Consider the following 19,836-nt stretch of genomic DNA (forward strand, 5'->3'; position numbering starts at 1 on the left):
AAGGATGAAAAAAATGGAAAGTAATAAAAGAAAGAAAACCAAGATGACCATTGAACAAGCTATGGTCCAACTACTGAAAGAAAAAAGCTTTGAATATATTTCAACTGTTGAGCTTGCCAAAACTGCAGGTATCAGCCGGAGCAGTTTTTATACTCATTATAAGGATAAGTACGACTTGATCGAACGCTATCAGCAAGGCCTCTTTCAAAAACTTGAAACGATTTTTGAGGAATATTACAATGACCGACAGCAGGCCATCTTAAATGTCCTCGACTTCCTGGAAAGCGAACCCCTTTTCTCTGCCCTTCTGTCGGAAAATGGAACAAGGGAAATCCAAACCTTTTTAAGACACAAGTTTCAAATGATGCTTCACCAAGAGTTGCAAGAACGCTTCAGTAATAAGGAATTCAGTCAGATTGAAAAAGAATACAGCACTGTATACCTGACCAACGCCTTGTTTGGCGTCGTGCAAATGTGGATTGCAAGAGGAAAAAAAGAAAGCCCGCAACAAATGACGGACTTCCTTCTTAAAATGCTAGGATAAGGAATTTCTTATTCGGCCAAGGACAGACTAAAGTTCTCCATGTTTCTGATGTTCGTCCATGCTTTCATCGCACTCAATAGTGGCTCGAACGATGCCAAAAGACTTGACCAGCTGGTGAACTGCCTGTCTGGTCTCTTGGCTTTTCTCGGTTTCTTTTAGACAAATGTGAATCATGGCGTATTTGTCAATACCGTCTGTCGTCCAAACGTTGAGTTGAGCAACAGCTTGAACATTGTCTAGACTCCCCAGTTCTTGATAGAGCTGACCCAGATCAATATCGCTTGGAACATGATCCAGAAAGATCTTGATATTATCCCAAAACTTAGGTAGAGACTGACTGAGGATAAAGACAGCAATCAACAGAGATAGCAAGGGATCTAGGAAATACCAATCCGTAAATCGTAAGACGATAGACACTAGAATAACCGCTAGCCAACCCAGAATATCCTCTAGAAAATGCAGACTGAGAATAGACTCATTGTGACTATGGCCGTGGCTGATCACCTTGCTGGCTGCCAAGTTGACCAAAATAGCCACAATTCCTAGGACCAGCATCCCGTTATAATCGACAGGTTCTGGGGCGAAGACCTTGGGAACATTTTCCCAGAGGACCAAGAGCGAACCTATAATCAAAATAATGGAAGTCAGAATGGCTCCCAGCAAACTGTAACGCTTGTAGCCCAATGTATAACGGCTATCTTCTTTTTTATTGGAAATCTTTTCTAAAAGCGTTGACAGGCCAATTGCCAATGCATCCCCTGTATCATGGACGGCGTCAGCCAAGACAGCACTGGAATTGAAGGCCAAACCGAAAATAACTTCAATAATGGCGAAAGACAAATTCAAAAGAAAAGCAATCATCATTTTTTGACTTGATTTCATGGCAACCCCCTGTGACATCTGACATTTTTATAGTATAATATATTCAAAAGCAAACACTTTGTTCGATTCTATTATCCATCTTTTTAGAAAAGGAAACAAGAAGCAAATCACGAGCTTTGTCAGATAAGAGACAAAAGACTGATTTTGTTCGGAAATACTATGGACAGACGAGTAAAAAAATCACGCGCAGCCATTTACCAAGCCTTTCTCAGCCTCTTGCATCGTAAGAGCTATGAAGCCATCACTGTTCAAGAAATCATCGACCTGGCCGATGTGGGAAGGTCGACTTTTTATGCTCATTTCGAGACCAAAGAAGCCCTGCTAGAGGAGCTCTGTCAGGAACTATTCCAGCACACCTTTCTTGAGCGTCCTGATGGAAAGGACCTATTTGAAGCGACCGCCCATATTTTCTATCATTTTCGGAAAAATCAGGATCGAATCGCTACACTACTTTTAGCAAAAAACACCTACTTTATCAATCGCCTGAAAATTGAACTGGAACATTACCTGTTCCCTCTAATTCAGGAAAAAGGCTTGATGAACAAGGCCCATCTGCCGCAAGATTTTTTGAAAAATCACGTAACAGCTACCTTTGTTGAAACTGTATCCTGGTGGTTGCAGCAAAGAAATCCCATCGATGAGGCCACAATTAGCCAATATTTTTTAGACTTGATGAAGTAAGAACTTTGTATTAAAAACTTAGAAAACTATTGTTTGAGGAGAATTTTATGAAAAAACATTCTGCATTTTTTGTCCCAGGCATTATTATGGTTGGGCTTGTTTTACGGACACCTTTTGCCGTTTTGCCGATTGTCCTATCGGATATCGCTGATGGCCTCCACGTTTCACTCAGCTCACTCGGGCTCTTGACCAGTTTACCTCTAGTCATGTTTGCCCTTTGTTCCTCTTTCTCCCCTCGCTTGGCACAAAAATTTGGGCTTGAAAAACTCTTTACAATGGTCCTAATCATCTTGACAATCGGATCTCTTATCCGGATCATTAATCTCCCCTTCCTTTATGTAGGAACTATTATCCTAGGAGCAGCTATTGCTTTACTAAACGTTCTGCTGCCTAGCATCATTCAAGCCAATCAGCCAGAGCGGATCGGTCTTTTAACAACCATTTATATTTCTGCTATGAGTTTATCAATTACAGCAGCTTCTGCTCTGGTTGTTCCGATCGTCAGGGCTACTTCTTGGCAGGGATTGATTTTGGCCTTAACTGCCATTTGTCTCGCAGCACTCTTGGTATGGCTCCCTAATACGAAACACAATCACTTCCTAGCAAGAAAAGAAAAAAGTCATCCAATCGGTTCCTTGCTAAAGAATAAAAAAGTCCTGGCCCTCATCGTATTTTGTGGCTTACAATCCCTACTCTTTTACACAGCAGCAACTTGGTTACCAACCTTGGCCTTGCAAGCTGGCCTATCAAAAGATGCAACGGGTATCCTCGCTTCGATCTTCTCATTGATTAGCCTGCCATTTTCTATGACAATACCAAGCCTCACAGCTCGTTTATCCGCTCGTGGACGCCTCATCATGATATCTTGCGTTGCAGCTTCTGGACTCATTGGTGTCTCTATGTTGCTAATTCCGACCAGCAATTTCTTTTACTGGCTGATCCTCAATCTCCTTCTTGGAGCTGCAGTCAGCGCCCTATTCCCTTACCTTATGGTAACCTTCTCTCTTAAGACCAGCACTCCTGAACAAACAGCTCAATTATCTGGTTTGGCTCAAACAGGTGGTTATATCCTTGCAGCATTAGGGCCTAGTCTTTTTGGTTTCAGCTTTGACCTCTTCCAGTCTTGGACACCTGCCATTATCGGTCTTTTGATTTTAACGGTGATTATGACTGCTTCTCTTTTCTATATTGAGAAATTCGATAAGATTTTGTAACATCTAAAGCCGCTTAGCAAACCTAGGCGGTTTTACAATTTCTAGACTAAGTTACCAGCCAACACTTATCTCTCAACGCTCCAAACGACTTTTTCGCACCCTGATAAATATTTATATCTGTTACAAGAATATTACATAGACAAACAAAGAGCAAACAAGCCAAACTCTTGATAGCGCTGTCTTTTCTCTGTTTTTCCTCTGTATTTTATGTAACGAAACTATTAAGCGGGTATGATAATTCAATGTCATATTCATTTTTTTATTGCGCCAAAAGCTTGAATCATATACTATGTAAGTAGAAGGAGGGATATGATGAAAAAATCAACAATTTATTTATCTCTAATTACACTAGTTTCACTCTTCTTTTTGGCTGCCTGCGGAAATTCTGCAGACAAGAATACAAAAGAAAGCTCAAGCTCAAGCGTATCTTCTTCATCTAAGGCCAGCTCTTCAAGCAAAGAAGAAAGCTCAGCATCCTCTGAAAGCGGCAAAGCTAAAGTTAAGGTTAACGGAGGCCAAAACGGTGGTAGCGTTAACGTAGAAACTGATGACGCTAAAGTAGAAGCTGACGGCGATGGCTCAGCTACTGTTGAAGCTGGCAATGAAAATGCTAATAGCAATGGAAATGTTAACGTAAACGAAGACGGCGTTCATGTACAAGGTGGCGGTGTCGATGTTAAAGTTGGAAGCGACGGAACAGTTAACGTCCAAACTCCATAATCATAAAGCTATTTCGAACATTATAATATCAAAAAAGCCAAGCACTGCTTGGTTTTTTTGATTGTTCATTTTATACTCCGAGCCAAAAGACTTACAAAGCATTAAAGAAACTTGAAAACACTTAATCTCTGTGCTATACTCTTTTTAGACAAACAGGGAGGGACTAGTATGTACCAAGAACAACGCTTGGCTGAAATCTTAGAGCTCTTGGCTGAGAAAAAACAGCTATCAGCCAAGGATATGATTGAGCATTTTCAGGTTTCTAAAGATACCATCCGACGAGATTTTTCGATTTTGAGCGAGCGTAAGCTTGTGCAACGCACTCATGGAGGTATTATCCCGCTGGACACTAGCCGGCAAATCCCTTCCTTTAACGACCGTCTCAAGCAGCTGAGCCAAGAAAAAAAGGATATAGCGCGAAAAGCGCACGACTTTCTCAAGCCGGGGCAGATTGCCTTCTTTGATGTCTCAACCATCGTTCTCCATCTGGCACAGCGCATCAAGGAGCCTATGACAATCTACTCTCACTCGCTGGATAATGCGATCATGCTGAGTAGTCAGGACAAAGTGGACTTTCATCTCTTAGGTGGAAAATTCTATCCCAAAAACCGATTCTACTACGCGCTCAATGAAGCAGAGCTGTTAGAGCAAGTTTCCTTTGACATTGCCTTTATCGGGGCAGCTAGTGTTTCTGATGGCCTAGTCAGCTTTGAAGACGAGGCTGATGCTCACCTGAAAAGACTGGCTTTGAAGCATGCCAAGACTAAGATTCTGCTGGCTGAGCAAGACAAGTGGCAGAAAGAGTCTAAGTACATCCTGGGGCCTATCAGCGACTTTGACTACTGGATCACGGACCAAGAGCCCAGCCCTGAAGTTCAAGAACTGCTTGGAGACAAGGTTAAAATACTTTATTAAATCAATTCATTAGACACATAGGAGGACGCCTCATGACAAAACAAGCGATTCGCCTGATTATCAGCGACATTGACGGTACCATTTTGGACAACCAGCACCAAGTAGATCCTGAGCTCAAAGACATCATTCCCCTACTGAACCGAGAACAAATCCCCTTCGTACTGGCTTCTGCCCGCTCTCCTCTGGGTATGGAGCCCATTGCCCGTGAGCTGGGGCTGGGAGATAATCCACTGGCCTGCTACAACGGTGCTCTGGTCATCAAGGGTGATCCGCAAGCTTACGAGACCATTATCGAGCACCCTCTGGACAAGAAAGAGATCCGCACTTTTCTAGAACTGGTCAAGTCTGAATTTCCTAGTGTGTCCATCAATCTCTACTCTGGCAAGGATTGGATTGCTGACCGTCTGGATAAGTGGGTGCAGATAGAGGCTTCTATTACAGGTGAGCAGCCGATAATTCAGAATGTTCTAATGCCAGTGCTGGATGTTCTAATGCCTGCTCACAAGTTACTCCTCATTGATGAAGCGCCTGTCATCCAGAAACTCCATGACTACCTGCAGACCTTAGACTTTCCCAAGACAGCCTTCTATCTCTCTAAGGACAACTATATGGAAGTCACGGCCAAGCATGTCTCCAAGGAGCAAGCCTTGTACGAAATTGCCCAGCACTACCAAGTGCCACTAGAAGAGGTCATGACAATCGGAGACAACTTCAATGACCTTCCTATGTTGCGACTGGCAGGACTCGGCGTCGCTATGGGCAATGCCCCTGAAGCAGTCAAAACCGAGGCCAAAGCCGTCACCAAAAGCAACAATGAGCACGGAGTCGCAGAAGCCATCAAAGAATATGTCCTCGGCTGAGTTTGCGAAATGGCTCAGATACCCCAACCTTAAAAATCAGCAAAATAATTTGTATTAAGGATTTAGTTCTACATTGGCTAGGACTAAGTCCTTTTAGCTTGTTTTTTGTTTTAGGCTTAGTGCATCACCTGAAATTTTCTTTATGATACTAAATGAAAAATAGGTGCTAGATAGAGACTGAGATATGGTAGGTAAAAGAAAACCACCTGAATTGATGTTCAGGTGGAATAGCAACTTCAAATAGAAATAGGCCTGAACAAAAAGCCCCAGGCATACTATTTCTTCGATAGACTATCTTTTTCCATTGTATGCATCTCGTGAAGAATAGCTGACTGCACAGCCAATAAGCGCTAGAGAAGAATCGCTCAACCTAAAAGAAATCGTTCCTGTATCCGATTACGATATGAAAGATAAAATAGGATAAAAGTATAACGATTATTTGCTCTTTTTCAATTGATTATAATAATCATTCGAGCGAATTTTATTCTTTTCTGCAATATTTTTATCTTCCATTGGGATAGATTCCAATCCATTATTTGCAGAAATTAATTTTGCCATTTTTGAATCAGCTTTCTCAAATTCTGCTGCTACAGAATTTAAATAGTTATTAAGATTCTCTACCGTAGTATGAATATCTGCTGAAGCCTCATCCAATAAGGTATTGCAGTCTGAAAATAATTCTGTAGACTCATCATCAACCCACTCTGAAGCATCATTTTGACCTCCTGACGCTACTGCCGCATCTAAGCGAACTGATGTTTCGTAAATTTGATCTGTATTAATCTGTCTCTTTTTCCCCATTTGCTTTTATCCTTTCCTGTGATTTTTTAGCTTCCGCTATCAAAGGCTTTTAAACTATCTAGTGCTAGATCCTTATTACCCGTTTCAGTCAAAGCCTGTTGATAAACGATGTTTCGCAAATTTGTGGCATATTAATTTGTCTCTTTTTTCCTATTTGCGTTTATGCTTTCCTGTGCTTTTTGAGCTTCCGCTTTGGACCAATCAATGAATTCTTGGTAATTATTTAAAGGAGTTTCTTCGTTCGTCTCATAATCCTTTGCGATTATATCTAGCTTATCCTGACCAACTGGCGCAAACCAATGGCGAAGATCTTCATAGTAATCTGCAGGAGAAACCAAGCCTCTTCGATACAGAATTTCTGTAATTCTATTTTTCTTTAAACGCTTGACCAAGTCAGGAAACTCATGGCTAAAGTTAATATCCTGCCCAATCTTGTTCTCCTTTTTATCATTAATATAACCTAAATTGTTTAAAGCTGAAAATCCATTAAAATATAGAATATCATCGAGATTGGTTCTGGATAGGGAAGGGAAATTATTTTGTGCGAGAAGCACCTCTTCCATCGCTTCACTAAGCTCTGTCAATTTCCCATTTTCCAAATTTAGCACTAAGCCTTTTGTTTCTTCCAAATTTTTTCTTTTTGACACATAAATCCGTACATAATCTTTACCCTCAAAATAAAAGCTGAAACCAACTTCTTGGAGGGCCCCATCATCCCTCAAAACATAATCTGAATCATATTCTTCTACGGCCTTTTTGAGGTCTATGCGCTTTTCAACGAAATTTTTTTTACGTAAATCATAAGTGATAATATCAAATTTTTTGAGTTTACCGGATGGTAAGGTATTCTTTTTTGCATAAAAGTGCTCATAAGTTATAAATGTTGAGACTACGTAGTTACGACTCATCCTTAAATCATTGGATTGCCAATTTACATCTTTAGGACTAACTAATACATAGCGCCCATCTTTTGTTAGAGTGATATCTTTCAGCGAAGAATCATATACAAGCGTTTCCTTTCTGGACTCCTCCTTTGGCTTGGAAGGAGAAAAGAATTGTTTTTTTAGATAAACAAAGCTACAGAAAGCTACTAGTAAGATAGCTATCACTAAAATAATTTGTTTTCTTTTATTCATTTATTGTCCTCCTGAACCAACTAAACGATCAAACAGCTGATTATGTTGGATTCGGATATCCTCTCCTGTACGGTACCTTATTTTATCATTAGGTTTACCATTTAAATTTAATTCCTGATACTCATTCCAATATTCTTTCGAAGGAATCATTTTTTTATCTTGAATTTGACTAAACGCATTTTGGAGCTCAGACGGCTTCGGTGTAATAACGTTCTCTCCTTTAATAAAGTTTGTCACCGTACTATTATAAATATTGGTGCCTTTCATATTTTTATCAAAGGCTTTTAAACTGTCTAGTGCTTGTTTCTTATTACCCGTTTCAGCCAAAGCCTGTTGATAAACGATGTTTCGCAAGCCATTTTCTTGATAGTCTGCATAAGATAGAGCAGACTGCAAATCAAAAGCTGAAGAAAAACGTGTCGAGATTACCTTTTGGTTTCCTTCAAGTCCAGTTGACACACTTCCTCCTCCAACATCGTTAAACGTATTGAATGCTTCTTTTTCGGAATTTTCCTTATCTTCGTCAATTTGTTCTAAAGCAGAATGATAGGTAGCAAATGCCTTGACAAGACCTGCACCAGAACGAACTGGAGCTTGATATTTTTTAGGTAATAAACCAGTAGAACCAGCTGCAGCATCTCTAGCATTAGAAGGGCCATCAGAGTTTGCAGCGGTATCTAACACCGCCCCTATAGCTTGAGTAACCGCTACAGTCTCAGGTCCACCTAAGTATCCGCCTGTCTTTATTACATCACTAACAAATTTCAGATTGGCTTTTAGACGTTTCTCTTCTATTTTATCCAATTCGGCAGCCATTTCACGTCCTTTACCTTCTCCATAAGTATCAAAGACCCCTACAGTAACTGTTTCACGCTTATCAGGAAATGTTCTCCATTCTGTTTGGCTTTTCTTAATTTCATCAAAAGTGATATTTCCATTCCCCATTTTTAGATTATCAATGGAACTTTTTTCTTCATAAGTCCCCCCATGCGGCATCTTATGAGGAACATGTCCCATCTTTCTGACATAGATTGCCGAATACAGATTTGTCAAAGCATTCGCTTTTTCAACATCCTTTTGTATTTTTCTTAATTCAGGCGTCATTTTTTCCTGAGTAGCTATAAAATCATCTATCCGTTTTTGATAAGAGGCATCTGATTCGTTCTCCTTTCTTTTAGGAAAACCAGGCATCTTACTTACACCAACAGCTGTTAATGATATGCCAAATCGATCTCCTGCTTCCATTAATTTATCCATATAACTTTGAACATCTTCTACTGAATTATTTTTCAATAAAGTATTTACGAAAGATTTTATATCATTTAATTCTTCGGGAGTTGTTTGATCTAAGTCTCCTTTCATCGTACCAAACAGGGTTCTATTAACGATTGTCATCATAGATACACTGACACCTTTAGATGGTACTTTTGCCATTTCGTTAAAGGGGTCTTTAGAATATGCAGCTGCAAGCATTTTCCCATCATTTTCATCCTGGATTGCTTCAAGATCTCCCATGTTTTCAGCAGTCAATTTTTTAAGTTCCATATAGCCAGCAATCTCATCAACACTAACTACATGAATATGCTTCGCATTTGCCATCGCATCTCTCAATCTCGTGAAAATACCCGCTAACTCTTGAAGCGCCTTAATCGCAGTATCTTGAGCACCAGATAGTGCGACATGAGTTTGATTTCTATTACTTGCTAAACTATTCAGCGATGTAGTTAACCCATCTTCAAATCCCTTAAAATCACTCTTAGGTTCATTCAGCAAATCTAACGCAGCATCTAATTTAGCTTGTAAATCTTTTTTGACTGTTTCTGCTTCGTCATATTGTTCTTTTTTCAATTTAGCTTGAACGCTATCATTATCTCCCTTGATAGACTGGATTAATTCATCATCATTAAATCCAGCAGATTCAAGACTTGATACATAGTTACTTAAAACTTTAGCATATTTTTTAACAGTTTGCGGATAAACTTCATAAACCATTTCTTGTAGCTCATTTAGTAGATTTAAGAAAGCCGTGACAGCATCAGCTTCTGAATCTTCTATCTTCAACATGAATTCTTGATAGCCCTTCTTTACTGCCGCCTCATACTCTGTCGCAAATAGTTCTTTGCGTTCTGAACTCTCTGACATGTACTTTTTGCCCTTAACCTTAATTTTATCTGTCATGACATTTCCCTCCGTTTTCTTAAAATGGATTTATTTTTGCTAATGTATATTCGAATGATACGCAAGTCTTGTCCCATTCTAATGTGCTGATTTTAGTAGTTAGTTTTGCATCGACCTCACTCTTTTTTGCTGAAAAGTCTTTTTCTAGCCCTTCTAAATAATCTTTCTCATCTGCAGTTTCTTCTTTATATTTTTTTCCTTTTAAATTATCCACATTCGTCTTGTCAGGTTTATAACTTACTTTAGTATTCGTATCATTTAAAGCTTTTTGGGCTGCTTTTAGAGCTTCGATTTCTCCATCAAGAGCATCTAATTTTGCTTTAATACTTGCTACCCTATCTTCTTTACTTGTCATTTTTTTCTCCTTCTATTCCATTAATACTTTAATTTTATTTGCCTGTCCATGTGATACAAAATAGTGAATCTGCTCATCTAATGCCACCTCTCTAAGAGGTTTAGATAAAACGTCTATGACATACTGATCATTTAGTCTCAATCCAACTAAACCTTGTTTTATGCGAAGAACCGTTTTGGATGCATAATCAATTTTTTTACTTAATTGATTATCGGTTTCAACAAATACCGGATAGCCCACTTTATGACCATTTTTAATAATATTAGCTAGACTATCTTGTAGCTGGTGATTTAAATCTCCTACTAAAGTAGACATATCATATATAACTATGATTGTATGTAAATCTTTTTCTTGATCCTCCATACGTTCAGAAATTAATAACTCAACTGCCTCTATAAAATCTTTCACATTTTCGGGGTCAGATATAATTGTATAACCATCAAGATCAGGTATTAAGTTATACTTTGGAGCGATAATATAAACATTAGAATTAATTTTTGATGAAACAATAGAAAATTGTTTCGTCATTGTTCTCATTTGCTCCTCACTATTGGCTACATATACAAAAGACCCTTGCTTTAGATTCCAACCCATTGGTTTGACAGTTTCTATATCTAACCCTAAAGGAATAATTTCTTGCGATAGAAGCTTCAAAACGTCTGTCCGACTATAGAAGTCCTTCTCTGTCAACTCCTCAGGTACCATCGGAATCGCCTGTGGTGTTTCACCTGTCCAGGCTTCTTGGATTCGAGCGACTTCTGCACGTAGGTTGTTGATGACTTGTGCATCACTGATACCTGCGACTGGCAAGGCAAGCTGGACGACATCAACTTCATCCCGTTTCATGAGGATGCGTCCCTTGATATCTTCCATGGTCGCCGCAAGCGGTGTGCTCCCTAGAATGGTCCGGACTTCACCGACATCATTTTGCTTGAGAGTCATCTGATGCTTGAAGTTGGCATAGAGCGTAGCTCTCAGGTTGGACTGGCGACCAGCTGTCATGATTAAGTGGACACCAATGCTGAGACCTTCGCGGGAAATCCGCATCAAGATCTTGAAGAGCTCTGCTTCAAATGGCTCTTCCTTCATCGCTTCATAGCTATCCAAGAGAATAACAATTGTCGGCTCTTCTTGGCCACTAGCCTGACGGTAGAGGTCTATGGTCCCCACACCGTAGTCAGACAAGAGTTTCTTCCTCCGATTGAGCTCTCGCTCCATGATCCGGACAAACTTAGCCACTTTCTCCGTTTGGTCTAGAAGCAGGGTATCTGCTACGTGAGGTAGATGGCTCAAAGGCGCCAGCCCATTCGTACCAAAGTCCATTAAGTAAAGTGTGACATCTTTGGGACTGTACTTTCTAGCCAGATCCATCGCTGTACTTTGCAGGAAGGTCGTCTTCCCTGTCCCTGGACTACCATACAAGAGGATGTTTCCATCCTTAGATAGATTGATCGTAACCGGCTCTTGCTTTTGTGCTTGTGGGATATCTGCCATCCCGATGAGAAGTTCGAGATCACTTGGCTTTTTATTCCATTCCTTATGGAAATCAACCGCTTCAAGCTCATTTAGTGTCATGCGCTCACGGAGCGGTGGTAACCACGGCTGTGGTAGGGGAGCGATCTCTTGGTTCTCTGCCAAGAGCTGGATATTTTCGGCGATGGCATCAAGCTCTGTCGGTACTTCCTTGATTTCATCTGCTAGATCCAGTCCAGAGAGGTCTTGATTGAGGACTTCATATTGGCCTAGGTCGTTGATACGATAGATGGTGTGATCTTCGATCCCCAGTTCATCCTTGTCCGGCTGGTAATCTGCTCCTGACCAAGCTGATTGGAAGAGCTCATAAACTTCATTGTTGCCGACTTGCAGGTAAGCACGACCAGCCTGCGTGATTTCTGCTGCATCTGGTGTATGGAGCATTTCCATGGAGTCACTTCGGTCTGCCACCTTGAGGGCTAGCTTGAAACGAGAGTTGGACCAGATTTGGTCATCCACGACCCCAGATGGTTTTTGAGTGGCAAGGATCAAGTGAACACCGAGGGAACGCCCGACCCGAGCCGTAGAAACCAGCTCCTTCATAAAGTCTGGCTGGTTGACCTTAAGCTCTGCAAATTCATCTGAGATGAGGAAAAGGTGGGGCAGAGGTTCTTTAGCTTCGCCATTTTTAAATTTCTTCTGGTATTGGTTAATGTGGTTTACTTCATAACGGTTAAAGAGACGCTGTCTGCGTTTTAGCTCCGCATTGATCGAAACCAAGGCCCGCATAGACTGGGCCCCATCTAGGTTGGTGATGGTCCCTAGCAGGTGAGGCAGTTTCTTAAAGAGATGGGCCATTCCTCCACCCTTATAGTCAATGAGTAGGAAGCCCACATCGTGCGGGTGGAAATTGACGGCTAGACTCAGGATATAAGACTGGATAGTCTCAGACTTACCAGAACCAGTCGTCCCCGCAATCAAACCGTGCGGTCCATGAGCCTTCTCGTGGAGGTTGAGTTGCACTAGGTCATCCTTGCCTCGAAGGCCGATTGGCACGGCTAAGCTCTTGTAAGGAGCATGGCTCTTCCATCTGTCTAAGACCTTCAAGTCCGCAAAGCTTTCAGCCCCATACATCTCCATAAAGGTAACTGTATCAGGGATAGAAGACTTGAGATTTTGCAAGTGGTTGAGCGGTGCCAAGGTCCGTGCAATTTGTTCCTTATCATAGCCGTCTGGGAAGTGATCCAAGCGGAAGTTGGTCTCCTTGAGAATCCCTTCCTCCATAACCAACTGTCCGATATTGCGGTCCTTGATATTGATGACGGTTTTGACATTTTCAGATAGGGAGCTCATCACATCTTCGACAAAGAGAAGTGAGCAGCCTAGGTCTGTCGGGTCTTCTGTGAAAAACTCCATGATGACGTGATCCAAAATCAGCTTTTCATCAGTAATTAAGACCACATAGTGAGGGCTGAAGAGAGTCGTCTCTTGGCGACTTGCCTCATCTCTTTGAGTCTTACGGAGTTTCAGGATTTGATTGAGACTGTTGAGTACTTGGTCACGAGTACGCTGATTGTATACGAAGCCTCGCACATTCATTTCCTGCAAGCTTGCATGTGGTAACCAACGCATCCAGTTCCATTGGTCCCGTTCCTCCTCTGGCATGATGGTAATAAACTGCACATCATGATACGAATGAAAGACACTCAACTGCATAACCAAGAGCTGGAGCTGTTCAAGGACTAGATTGCGAGGTCCGACATAACCAACTGGCCCGTGGCTAAGATTTGCTACAATCGGCAAATCAGGGATTTTTTTATGCTTGGTATAAAGAGCGAAGCCCTCCTCTTCAAGCGCATCTTTCTTCCCACTTCTCTCCTGCTGTCCATAGGTCAACTGATAAGAAGTCGGAACCTGCCCCAAGCCTAGACGATAAGTCAAAAAGTCAAAGTGGAGCGGTGTTTTTTCATAGATACGGTGACTGTAACGTTGAGTTAACTCAGTCAGCTCTTCCACCTTAGGGAAGTGATAAAGCATGCCCTGACGCTGTTTGCGTTCCAAGTCAGTCAGCTCAATAGCCTTGTCTTTTAGATAGAGACGGTAAAGATCCACGCGCTCTTTCTTGTCTGCCTTGTATTTTTTCCGATTTTTAAAGAAGGTCCTGACAGAAAAGACGATACTAGCTGCAGACATGGCCATCGTCGCGAGGATATAAATCCCCCGAGGCTGGATAAGGGTAATCAGGATTACAACCCCAATCATCAGCAAGGGCGGTACAATGAGCTTAAGCAATTCATCATTTGGTTTGCCGGGCTCTTTACCTGGAGGATTAATGACCATCTTATCTTCAGATCCACGATAGATAATCCGTGGCGAACGATGATAGTCTGGATAGTCCGGGTAAAAGCCGTAGCGAGATGCTCCTCGCAGAGATAGAACCTTGGCTGCTTGGACGGGACCACTCAGCCAGACTTCATCTGGATAGATTTTGATTGTTACAGCGCCAAAGCTGAGCTCATCTCCAAAAGAAAGCTGCAACTGGTCTTGTTTTTCTAAAATGTTATTTCGATAAAAGGTTCCTTTGAACTTGGTTAAATGCCAGTTTTCTCCGTTTTTTTGCAAGAGCAATTCTGAATCATCAGAGACTTGAAGGCTAGAGCCACTCTGAGCACCGATCCGTAGCTCTTGTTGGTCCAAAAGATCATAAACTGTCGGAGTTTTATCTCTAAGGCAAAAACGGATTTGATTCAGTACCAGTCCATCTGTCAAGAGGCCTGTCTCCTCCCCAAACTGGTAGAAAACCTCGTCTCCATCAGCCTTGAGTCGAATGTCCTCCTCCTGCTGAGGCAGATAGACCTGAGCCTTTTCGCTGGCCCCAAGAAGAAGCTGGCGTCCTTCTGTGGGTTCAACCTCATAACGCAGGCCCTGGGTATAGAAAATTACTTGTTTTGTCATCTTTTACTCCTTGACCTGCTTAGTGACTGCTAGATGCACTGGTTTCAGTTGAACTTGAAGCTTCTGTAGATGAAGCCTCCTTTTCACTAGAGTCGCTTGAGCTTGAATCGCTTGTCAGTAGTTCGCTCCGACTATCCCAGTACTTCTTGTATTCACCTTCCAGCGAGCTAAGCTTGCTTTCTCGATCCTTACCTGATAGCTTGTCATCTTCTCGTACTTGCTTGATTTCCTGTGCCAAAGCATAAAGGATGAGGTCATTATCATTAATCCGCTTGGCTGTATCCAAAGCATCCTCAAATGTGTTGCGACCGATTTGGATCCAGTAAATCAGGTAGAGCTCATCCGATTTAAGACTCACATTATTCAAGATGACCTTCTTTTGATCAGATGAAAATTCTAGTCCTTGAATATAAGAGTAAGCCAATTCGTACTTTTGAGTCGTTGGAAGACTAGAAGGGGCAATACCTTCTAACTCAGTGATAACACCACTATAATCGACCTTGATAAAGGCAGTATCTGCCTGCAGAAGCTTTTCTTTAAAAGGATTTTGCAGGAAAATGAGATAAATCAAGGGAATGATCAAAAGAACAACAGCTACTGACAGCCAGATAGATGCCAACTTGAAAACCCGATGCCATCTGCTAGACACCTGAATCAGAGTCGCTTTTTCTTCCTTGGTCTTATCTAGATAAGCCTTTTCTAGAACTGCCACTGCAGCGGTCTGGTCTTCTGCTTCACGGAGTTCAACCAAAAAGTCTGGTAAGGTTTCCAACTCCAAAGATCCATTGTAGAGTTCCATAAAGTCCACATCCGCAAACAAAGTCGCAGCAAAACACTTGGCCTGGCGCAAGAAATCTTCAGCAGTCAGTGCCTCCGGTGTCATAATACCTGGAACCGCACGATAGGCAATCTTAGCCTGAGCATCCTTGGTAATCATGAGGTTGCTCGGATGAAGAAGAAAAGTCACTGGTAGCTCCAAAGCAGCTTCAAGAGCAAAGACATTGAGAGCCAAGCGGATTCTTTCTGAGATTGGACGAGATTTAACCTCTTCATAGCTGAGACTATGTGGCTCTAGCTGGTAGGTAAAAGTTAAGCCATCTTCATCCGCATCCATGGTCTGCTCCAAAAAGAGCGGATGGTGTAAATCCAAAATCAGTAACTCTCGTAAGTCTTGCGTAGCCACATCTGAACGGCGTAAACTTAATTTCCATTCCTTGTCACTTTTCTCATAGGTAAAGGTTTGTTCTCCGTATACAAATTTTTCCTCAGTCACCTGATGCCTCCTCTATCTCTACTAAATCTCCTGTTGTAATTGGATAATCTGATAGGTACTTGCCCTCATCAAGTAGCAAGCCTTTATTAATAATTCTCAACTGGTATTTTGGCCTTTTTACTTCTGGCCCAAAAATGCTATCTATTTCTCGAATCAGCCGACGTACTTCAATCCGTCGAGGAATTCGAATATCGACATCCCTATCTGATAGGCGTAGGGTTATATTGATATGCTGCTTCATTCTCTCAATTCTCCTAATTTACAATCTCATATCTGGTCATGAGTTTTAGTTTTTAAAGGTCCACTTATGAAAGTCAGTCCGTAGCCACCTTATAGCTGATAAAGGCTGTAATCCCAACCAACAGGACGACTAGGCCAATATAGACAACCCCTGGCAAAAAATCTCCCCAGCTAGTGGTTCCATCTTCTCTCTGGCTAATTTCTAACTTCGAAACCGCTTGGCTTCTTGACTGAAATAACTGCTTTTCTTTGGCTTCCTTAACTGGCCCCTGTATAGCAGAAAACAGTTGTCCCCCTTCTGTGGCCAACTGTTTATTCTGATCATGCTGTATCTCCTGCAGTTTCTTTTGATCTGCGGCATTAAAAAGCGCCTTAATCCGTTCCGACTGCGCACCAAAATTTAACTCCTCTTCTCTCTCAAGTCTGGAGTTATCGATTTGCAAACTATTATCTTGGAGGTCGTCCGCAGCAGCCACTGAGACTGCTGCACACACCCCTACGGTAAAAAGCAAGAGAATTAATTTTTTCATATCCTATTATACTTTCTGGGTTTGACTGATTGTTCCTTGAAAACTTCTGGGTTTGACAAAGATATTAGCTGCTGCTAATAAGCCCAAAACAATTAAGAGAGCAAAGAAGACAAAGAAGCCTGCTGCTTGCCCGTCAAAGTAAGCTGAGAGTAGATTTTCCAAAACAGACAGTGCATTCAAGTCCTTGATGAAGGCTGGGAAGCCTGTCAGACTAGCCGTTGTTCCAATAGCATTGGATAGATAAACAAAACTAATCATCATAAAGAAGGCAAGACCCATACCGACAACACGGAGATGTTTCAATAAGAAATACTGCCCTTGGACAAGAATTTGACTGGCAAATACTAGCAAGAGTACCCAAGATGGCACATATTCACGACCAACTGAGAGCTGAATGCTTGAGATAATCCCAATTGCTAAACCAATGGTCAAGGCTAAGCTGGATAGGACACCAACTGTCGTAATATCTGTATCGTGCAATTTGTCTAGCTTGAACTTGTCTTTGACTTTGCGAACGATATTCTGTGTCGCAAAAAGATAAGCTGTAAAGAGACTCACAATTTCTAGGAGCAATATCCAAGTGAATGGACGATAGACATTGACTGTTGCTTTCACTGATGAAGAACGTTGCGCTACTGGACTAGATAAGAATTTAAGAAGAACCTCATTTGGCACGCCATTTTCATAAGCGTTATTGAGTACCTTGATAAAGGATTCTACAAAGTTCCCATTCGCTGCTAATTCTTCATTAAACTCTGCCATCAAAGTTTCTGCATCGCTAGACAATTTTTCTGTGTTACCCTGAGCATTCGCCAATTCCCGATGGAAATTACTGAAAATCTGATTCGCAGATTCAGCCGCCTGAACATTGCTTTGAGATGAAGCCTTAACGCCTGAAGTCGTACTTAACAAAGATCTGAATTCAGAATTAAGTGAAGACAGTTCAGAGTCCGTTTTGGCCAAAGCTGCTGTACTAGCAGTCTGAGATGTCGCAATTTCAGACAAGCTCTCTCTTAGCTTTTCATATTGTTTCAGCTGACCATCGATGGCTGTTCCTAATTCCTTATTGCTAAGTGCAATTTTTTCTAGGTTTTCCTTCAATTCAGGAGCTGTTTCTTTCAAATCTTTCAAGGTCTCGTCTAATTTCTGACGAACACCTGTTTCTTTATGATCCTTGTCATCTGAGGAACTGTTAGCTTGAGAAAGACTATCGTTGTAATCTTTCAAGTTAGCATTGATCGCTTCTGAGAGAAGCTGAGTCAAGGCATCTGCCATGTCCCCTTTTTTCAATTGTTCTATTGTAGAATAAACCTTAAGAAGAGAATCTACCTGCTGATAGGCTGAGGCAATTCTCTGAGCCTGCATACCATAACTAGCCGCCGCCTGCTGAACTCCTTGAATATCAATTGCTGCAGTAGCCGACTGTACACCATTGAGGGTGATTGAGATCTGAGTATTTGTCGCAGAGGCGGCATCGCTATCACTTGTATCAGATGATGCACTTTTGACGCTATAACGAATATCAAACTTAGCGTTTTCTACAAGATTAATTTCTTGACCATCTGTTACAGTGCTACCATTGTACGACACTGAATCTACTGTCACACCATCTGGCGCTTGCCAAGAAACCTTAGCCTTGGCTACAGCGCCATCAACTGCGTCAGTGCTTGTCACTGCTTTAGCTGCCAATTGGTTGAGAGTGTCAGAACTTGTCCCGTCACTAGGAGTCCCGTATTCCTTAAGCTCCGCATAGTTAATACTTGGCACAGTAATAGACAAGCCAAAAGCATTAAACGTCTTTCCACTGAAATCTTCTGCTGGCAAAGCAGCGATAGCATTGGCCAGTTCAGCCTTGATTGAGCTCTCAGAGTTCTCTAAATCCTTTAAGCCCCCTTTTTCGAAGACTTGATTTAGAGTGACTTTGTCCCCAGATTCAACCCCATAGTAACTAGCCAGTTTTTTCGTGATAAAGTCCTTTATATTATCTTGGTGTTCTTTGAATTTATCACGTTCAGCTTTGAGATCTTTTTCTAAATCTTCAATTTTCTGAGAAACACTTGTTGCCAGACCTGTATAAGTTTTTGCATCAGCTGCATCCTTACTCTCTGACGAGCCAATCTGCTTACCAAGTGTTTCCTGTTGCTTTTGCAAGTCATCATAAAGTTTCTTTGTTTCTGAGCTCAATGAATCACGGCTCATAGACATCAGCTGGTCCATAAAGGCCGCATAGCTAATCTGATCTTCACCTCTTTGCTTGAGCAAGCTGCTAAAATTATTGTCATAAGCAGTCTGAGACGTTCCAAGAGTATCAAATGACTGTGTAAAATTCTCCAAATTTGATTTCAGCATGTTATTAGCATCTACTGATGAATTGGTCATGCTGTAAAGCGTCGGAAAAATATTTTTTGAATTAATAGCTGTATCCAATAGATTGGTCTTATACTTGCCAATATTGGTCGCTTGAACTTGTGAACTTGCTTGAACATTCTTCTGGGCAGTATAAAGGTTACTTAAAATGCTAGCCATATACATATCAACCAACTGGCTGTTCAAATCTGCCACAATATCTTTCGCTAGCTTGTTTGCCTCATTTTCCACCTGCAGATTTCCAGCCGCATTAACCTTGTAGGTCACGGTTGTCTTATCCGCATTAATGCTGTTCACATCCAATACTTTTTCTGAAAAATCGCTCGGAATGGTCAAGACTAGCTGATAAGTTCCTTTTTCCAAACCTGCATCGGCTGCCCCGCGTGTCACGACAAACCAATTTTGGGAATTATCTCGTTCAATATTTTTTACATAGCTAGCCCCAAGATTGTACTCTTTCTTATCTACACGTACAGCTTGGTCTTCATTGACAATGGCTACGTTTAATTTAGTTTGTTGACTCGTTTTTTGTTTTGTTTTATCGCTGCTTGTCGTATTATTCTGTGCAGATATATTTAAAATTGTAACGATCGTAAACAGCAAAACCACTAAGAGACTATTGCCGATATATTTAAAGATTTTTTTATTCTTCATTCTTTCGCTTTTTAATTTTCTTTCTGATACTAAAAAGAGGAAGGCCCTCGCCTTCCTA

Annotated in this window: 16 protein-coding genes; 6 read left to right on the plus strand and 10 right to left on the minus strand. The window is 41.4% G+C overall.

Translation table 11 applies throughout. The annotated features are described in order from the left end of the window. Window positions 1-13: 13 nt before the first annotated feature. On the plus strand, window positions 14-544 hold the full coding sequence (locus tag PCY06_RS07185) for a TetR/AcrR family transcriptional regulator (protein ID WP_061594263.1): 531 nt from the start codon (window positions 14-16) through the stop codon (window positions 542-544). Window positions 545-571: 27 nt separating this feature from the next. Here the strand turns inward: PCY06_RS07185 and PCY06_RS07190 are convergent, their stop codons facing one another. Further along, on the minus strand, window positions 572-1,426 hold the full coding sequence (locus PCY06_RS07190) for a cation diffusion facilitator family transporter (RefSeq protein ID WP_082307295.1): 855 nt from the start codon (window positions 1,424-1,426) through the stop codon (window positions 572-574). Between the two features lie 159 nt (window positions 1,427-1,585). Between PCY06_RS07190 and PCY06_RS07195 the strand changes: the two genes are divergently transcribed. The 5 genes from PCY06_RS07195 (at window position 1,586) to PCY06_RS07215 (ending at window position 5,816) form a co-directional block, all read left to right on the plus strand. Then, entirely contained in the window at window positions 1,586-2,107 is a 522-nt protein-coding gene (locus PCY06_RS07195) for a TetR/AcrR family transcriptional regulator (RefSeq protein WP_082307296.1), read from the plus strand. Between the two features lie 47 nt (window positions 2,108-2,154). Beyond that, window positions 2,155-3,321, plus strand: a complete 1,167-nt coding sequence (locus tag PCY06_RS07200) for an MFS transporter (RefSeq protein ID WP_096754902.1) — start codon at window positions 2,155-2,157, stop codon at window positions 3,319-3,321. Window positions 3,322-3,630: 309 nt separating this feature from the next. After that, window positions 3,631-4,041, plus strand: coding sequence for a hypothetical protein (locus tag PCY06_RS07205; RefSeq protein ID WP_082307297.1), 411 nt, complete (start codon window positions 3,631-3,633; stop codon window positions 4,039-4,041). Window positions 4,042-4,209: 168 nt separating this feature from the next. Then, a complete protein-coding gene (locus PCY06_RS07210; RefSeq protein ID WP_061582607.1) occupies window positions 4,210-4,956 on the plus strand; it encodes a DeoR/GlpR family DNA-binding transcription regulator in 747 nt (248 codons plus the stop codon). A 32-nt stretch (window positions 4,957-4,988) separates the two neighbouring features. Then, the gene (locus PCY06_RS07215; protein ID WP_082307298.1) at window positions 4,989-5,816 is read left to right on the plus strand and encodes a Cof-type HAD-IIB family hydrolase; all 828 of its coding nucleotides are present in this window, start codon (window positions 4,989-4,991) and stop codon (window positions 5,814-5,816) included. Window positions 5,817-6,251: 435 nt separating this feature from the next. Here PCY06_RS07215 and PCY06_RS07220 read toward each other — a convergent pair whose 3' ends face one another. From PCY06_RS07220 to esaA, 9 genes are all read right to left on the minus strand, one after another. Then, the gene (locus tag PCY06_RS07220) at window positions 6,252-6,617 is read right to left on the minus strand and encodes a hypothetical protein (protein ID WP_061594266.1); all 366 of its coding nucleotides are present in this window, start codon (window positions 6,615-6,617) and stop codon (window positions 6,252-6,254) included. Window positions 6,618-6,748: 131 nt separating this feature from the next. After that, window positions 6,749-7,753, minus strand: coding sequence for a hypothetical protein (locus PCY06_RS07225; RefSeq protein WP_105165098.1), 1,005 nt, complete (start codon window positions 7,751-7,753; stop codon window positions 6,749-6,751). Beyond that, window positions 7,754-9,931 carry a hypothetical protein gene (locus PCY06_RS07230; protein ID WP_061582604.1) on the minus strand — a complete coding sequence of 726 codons (2,178 nt, stop codon included), beginning with the start codon at window positions 9,929-9,931 and terminating at the stop codon, window positions 7,754-7,756. A 19-nt stretch (window positions 9,932-9,950) separates the two neighbouring features. Beyond that, the gene (locus tag PCY06_RS07235) at window positions 9,951-10,286 is read right to left on the minus strand and encodes a hypothetical protein (RefSeq protein WP_061582603.1); all 336 of its coding nucleotides are present in this window, start codon (window positions 10,284-10,286) and stop codon (window positions 9,951-9,953) included. Between the two features lie 12 nt (window positions 10,287-10,298). Beyond that, window positions 10,299-14,714, minus strand: coding sequence for a type VII secretion protein EssC (essC, locus tag PCY06_RS07240; RefSeq protein ID WP_301389729.1), 4,416 nt, complete (start codon window positions 14,712-14,714; stop codon window positions 10,299-10,301). A 19-nt stretch (window positions 14,715-14,733) separates the two neighbouring features. Then, window positions 14,734-15,987 carry a type VII secretion protein EssB gene (gene essB, locus PCY06_RS07245; protein ID WP_061596325.1) on the minus strand — a complete coding sequence of 418 codons (1,254 nt, stop codon included), beginning with the start codon at window positions 15,985-15,987 and terminating at the stop codon, window positions 14,734-14,736. Continuing rightward, complete coding sequence (locus PCY06_RS07250) at window positions 15,980-16,228, minus strand: EsaB/YukD family protein (RefSeq protein ID WP_011999611.1); 249 nt, start codon at window positions 16,226-16,228, stop codon at window positions 15,980-15,982. Before PCY06_RS07250 ends, essB begins: the two co-directional genes overlap by 8 nt. A gap of 73 nt (window positions 16,229-16,301) precedes the next feature. Then, window positions 16,302-16,757, minus strand: coding sequence for a type VII secretion protein EssA (gene essA / locus PCY06_RS07255; RefSeq protein ID WP_061596327.1), 456 nt, complete (start codon window positions 16,755-16,757; stop codon window positions 16,302-16,304). 6 nt (window positions 16,758-16,763) lie between these two features. Continuing rightward, window positions 16,764-19,778, minus strand: a complete 3,015-nt coding sequence (gene esaA, locus PCY06_RS07260; protein WP_195916530.1) for a type VII secretion protein EsaA — start codon at window positions 19,776-19,778, stop codon at window positions 16,764-16,766. Window positions 19,779-19,836: the final 58 nt, after the last annotated feature.

It is taken from the genome of Streptococcus sp. SG1 (assembly GCF_030439935.1).
Lineage (GTDB): Bacteria > Bacillota > Bacilli > Lactobacillales > Streptococcaceae > Streptococcus > Streptococcus gordonii.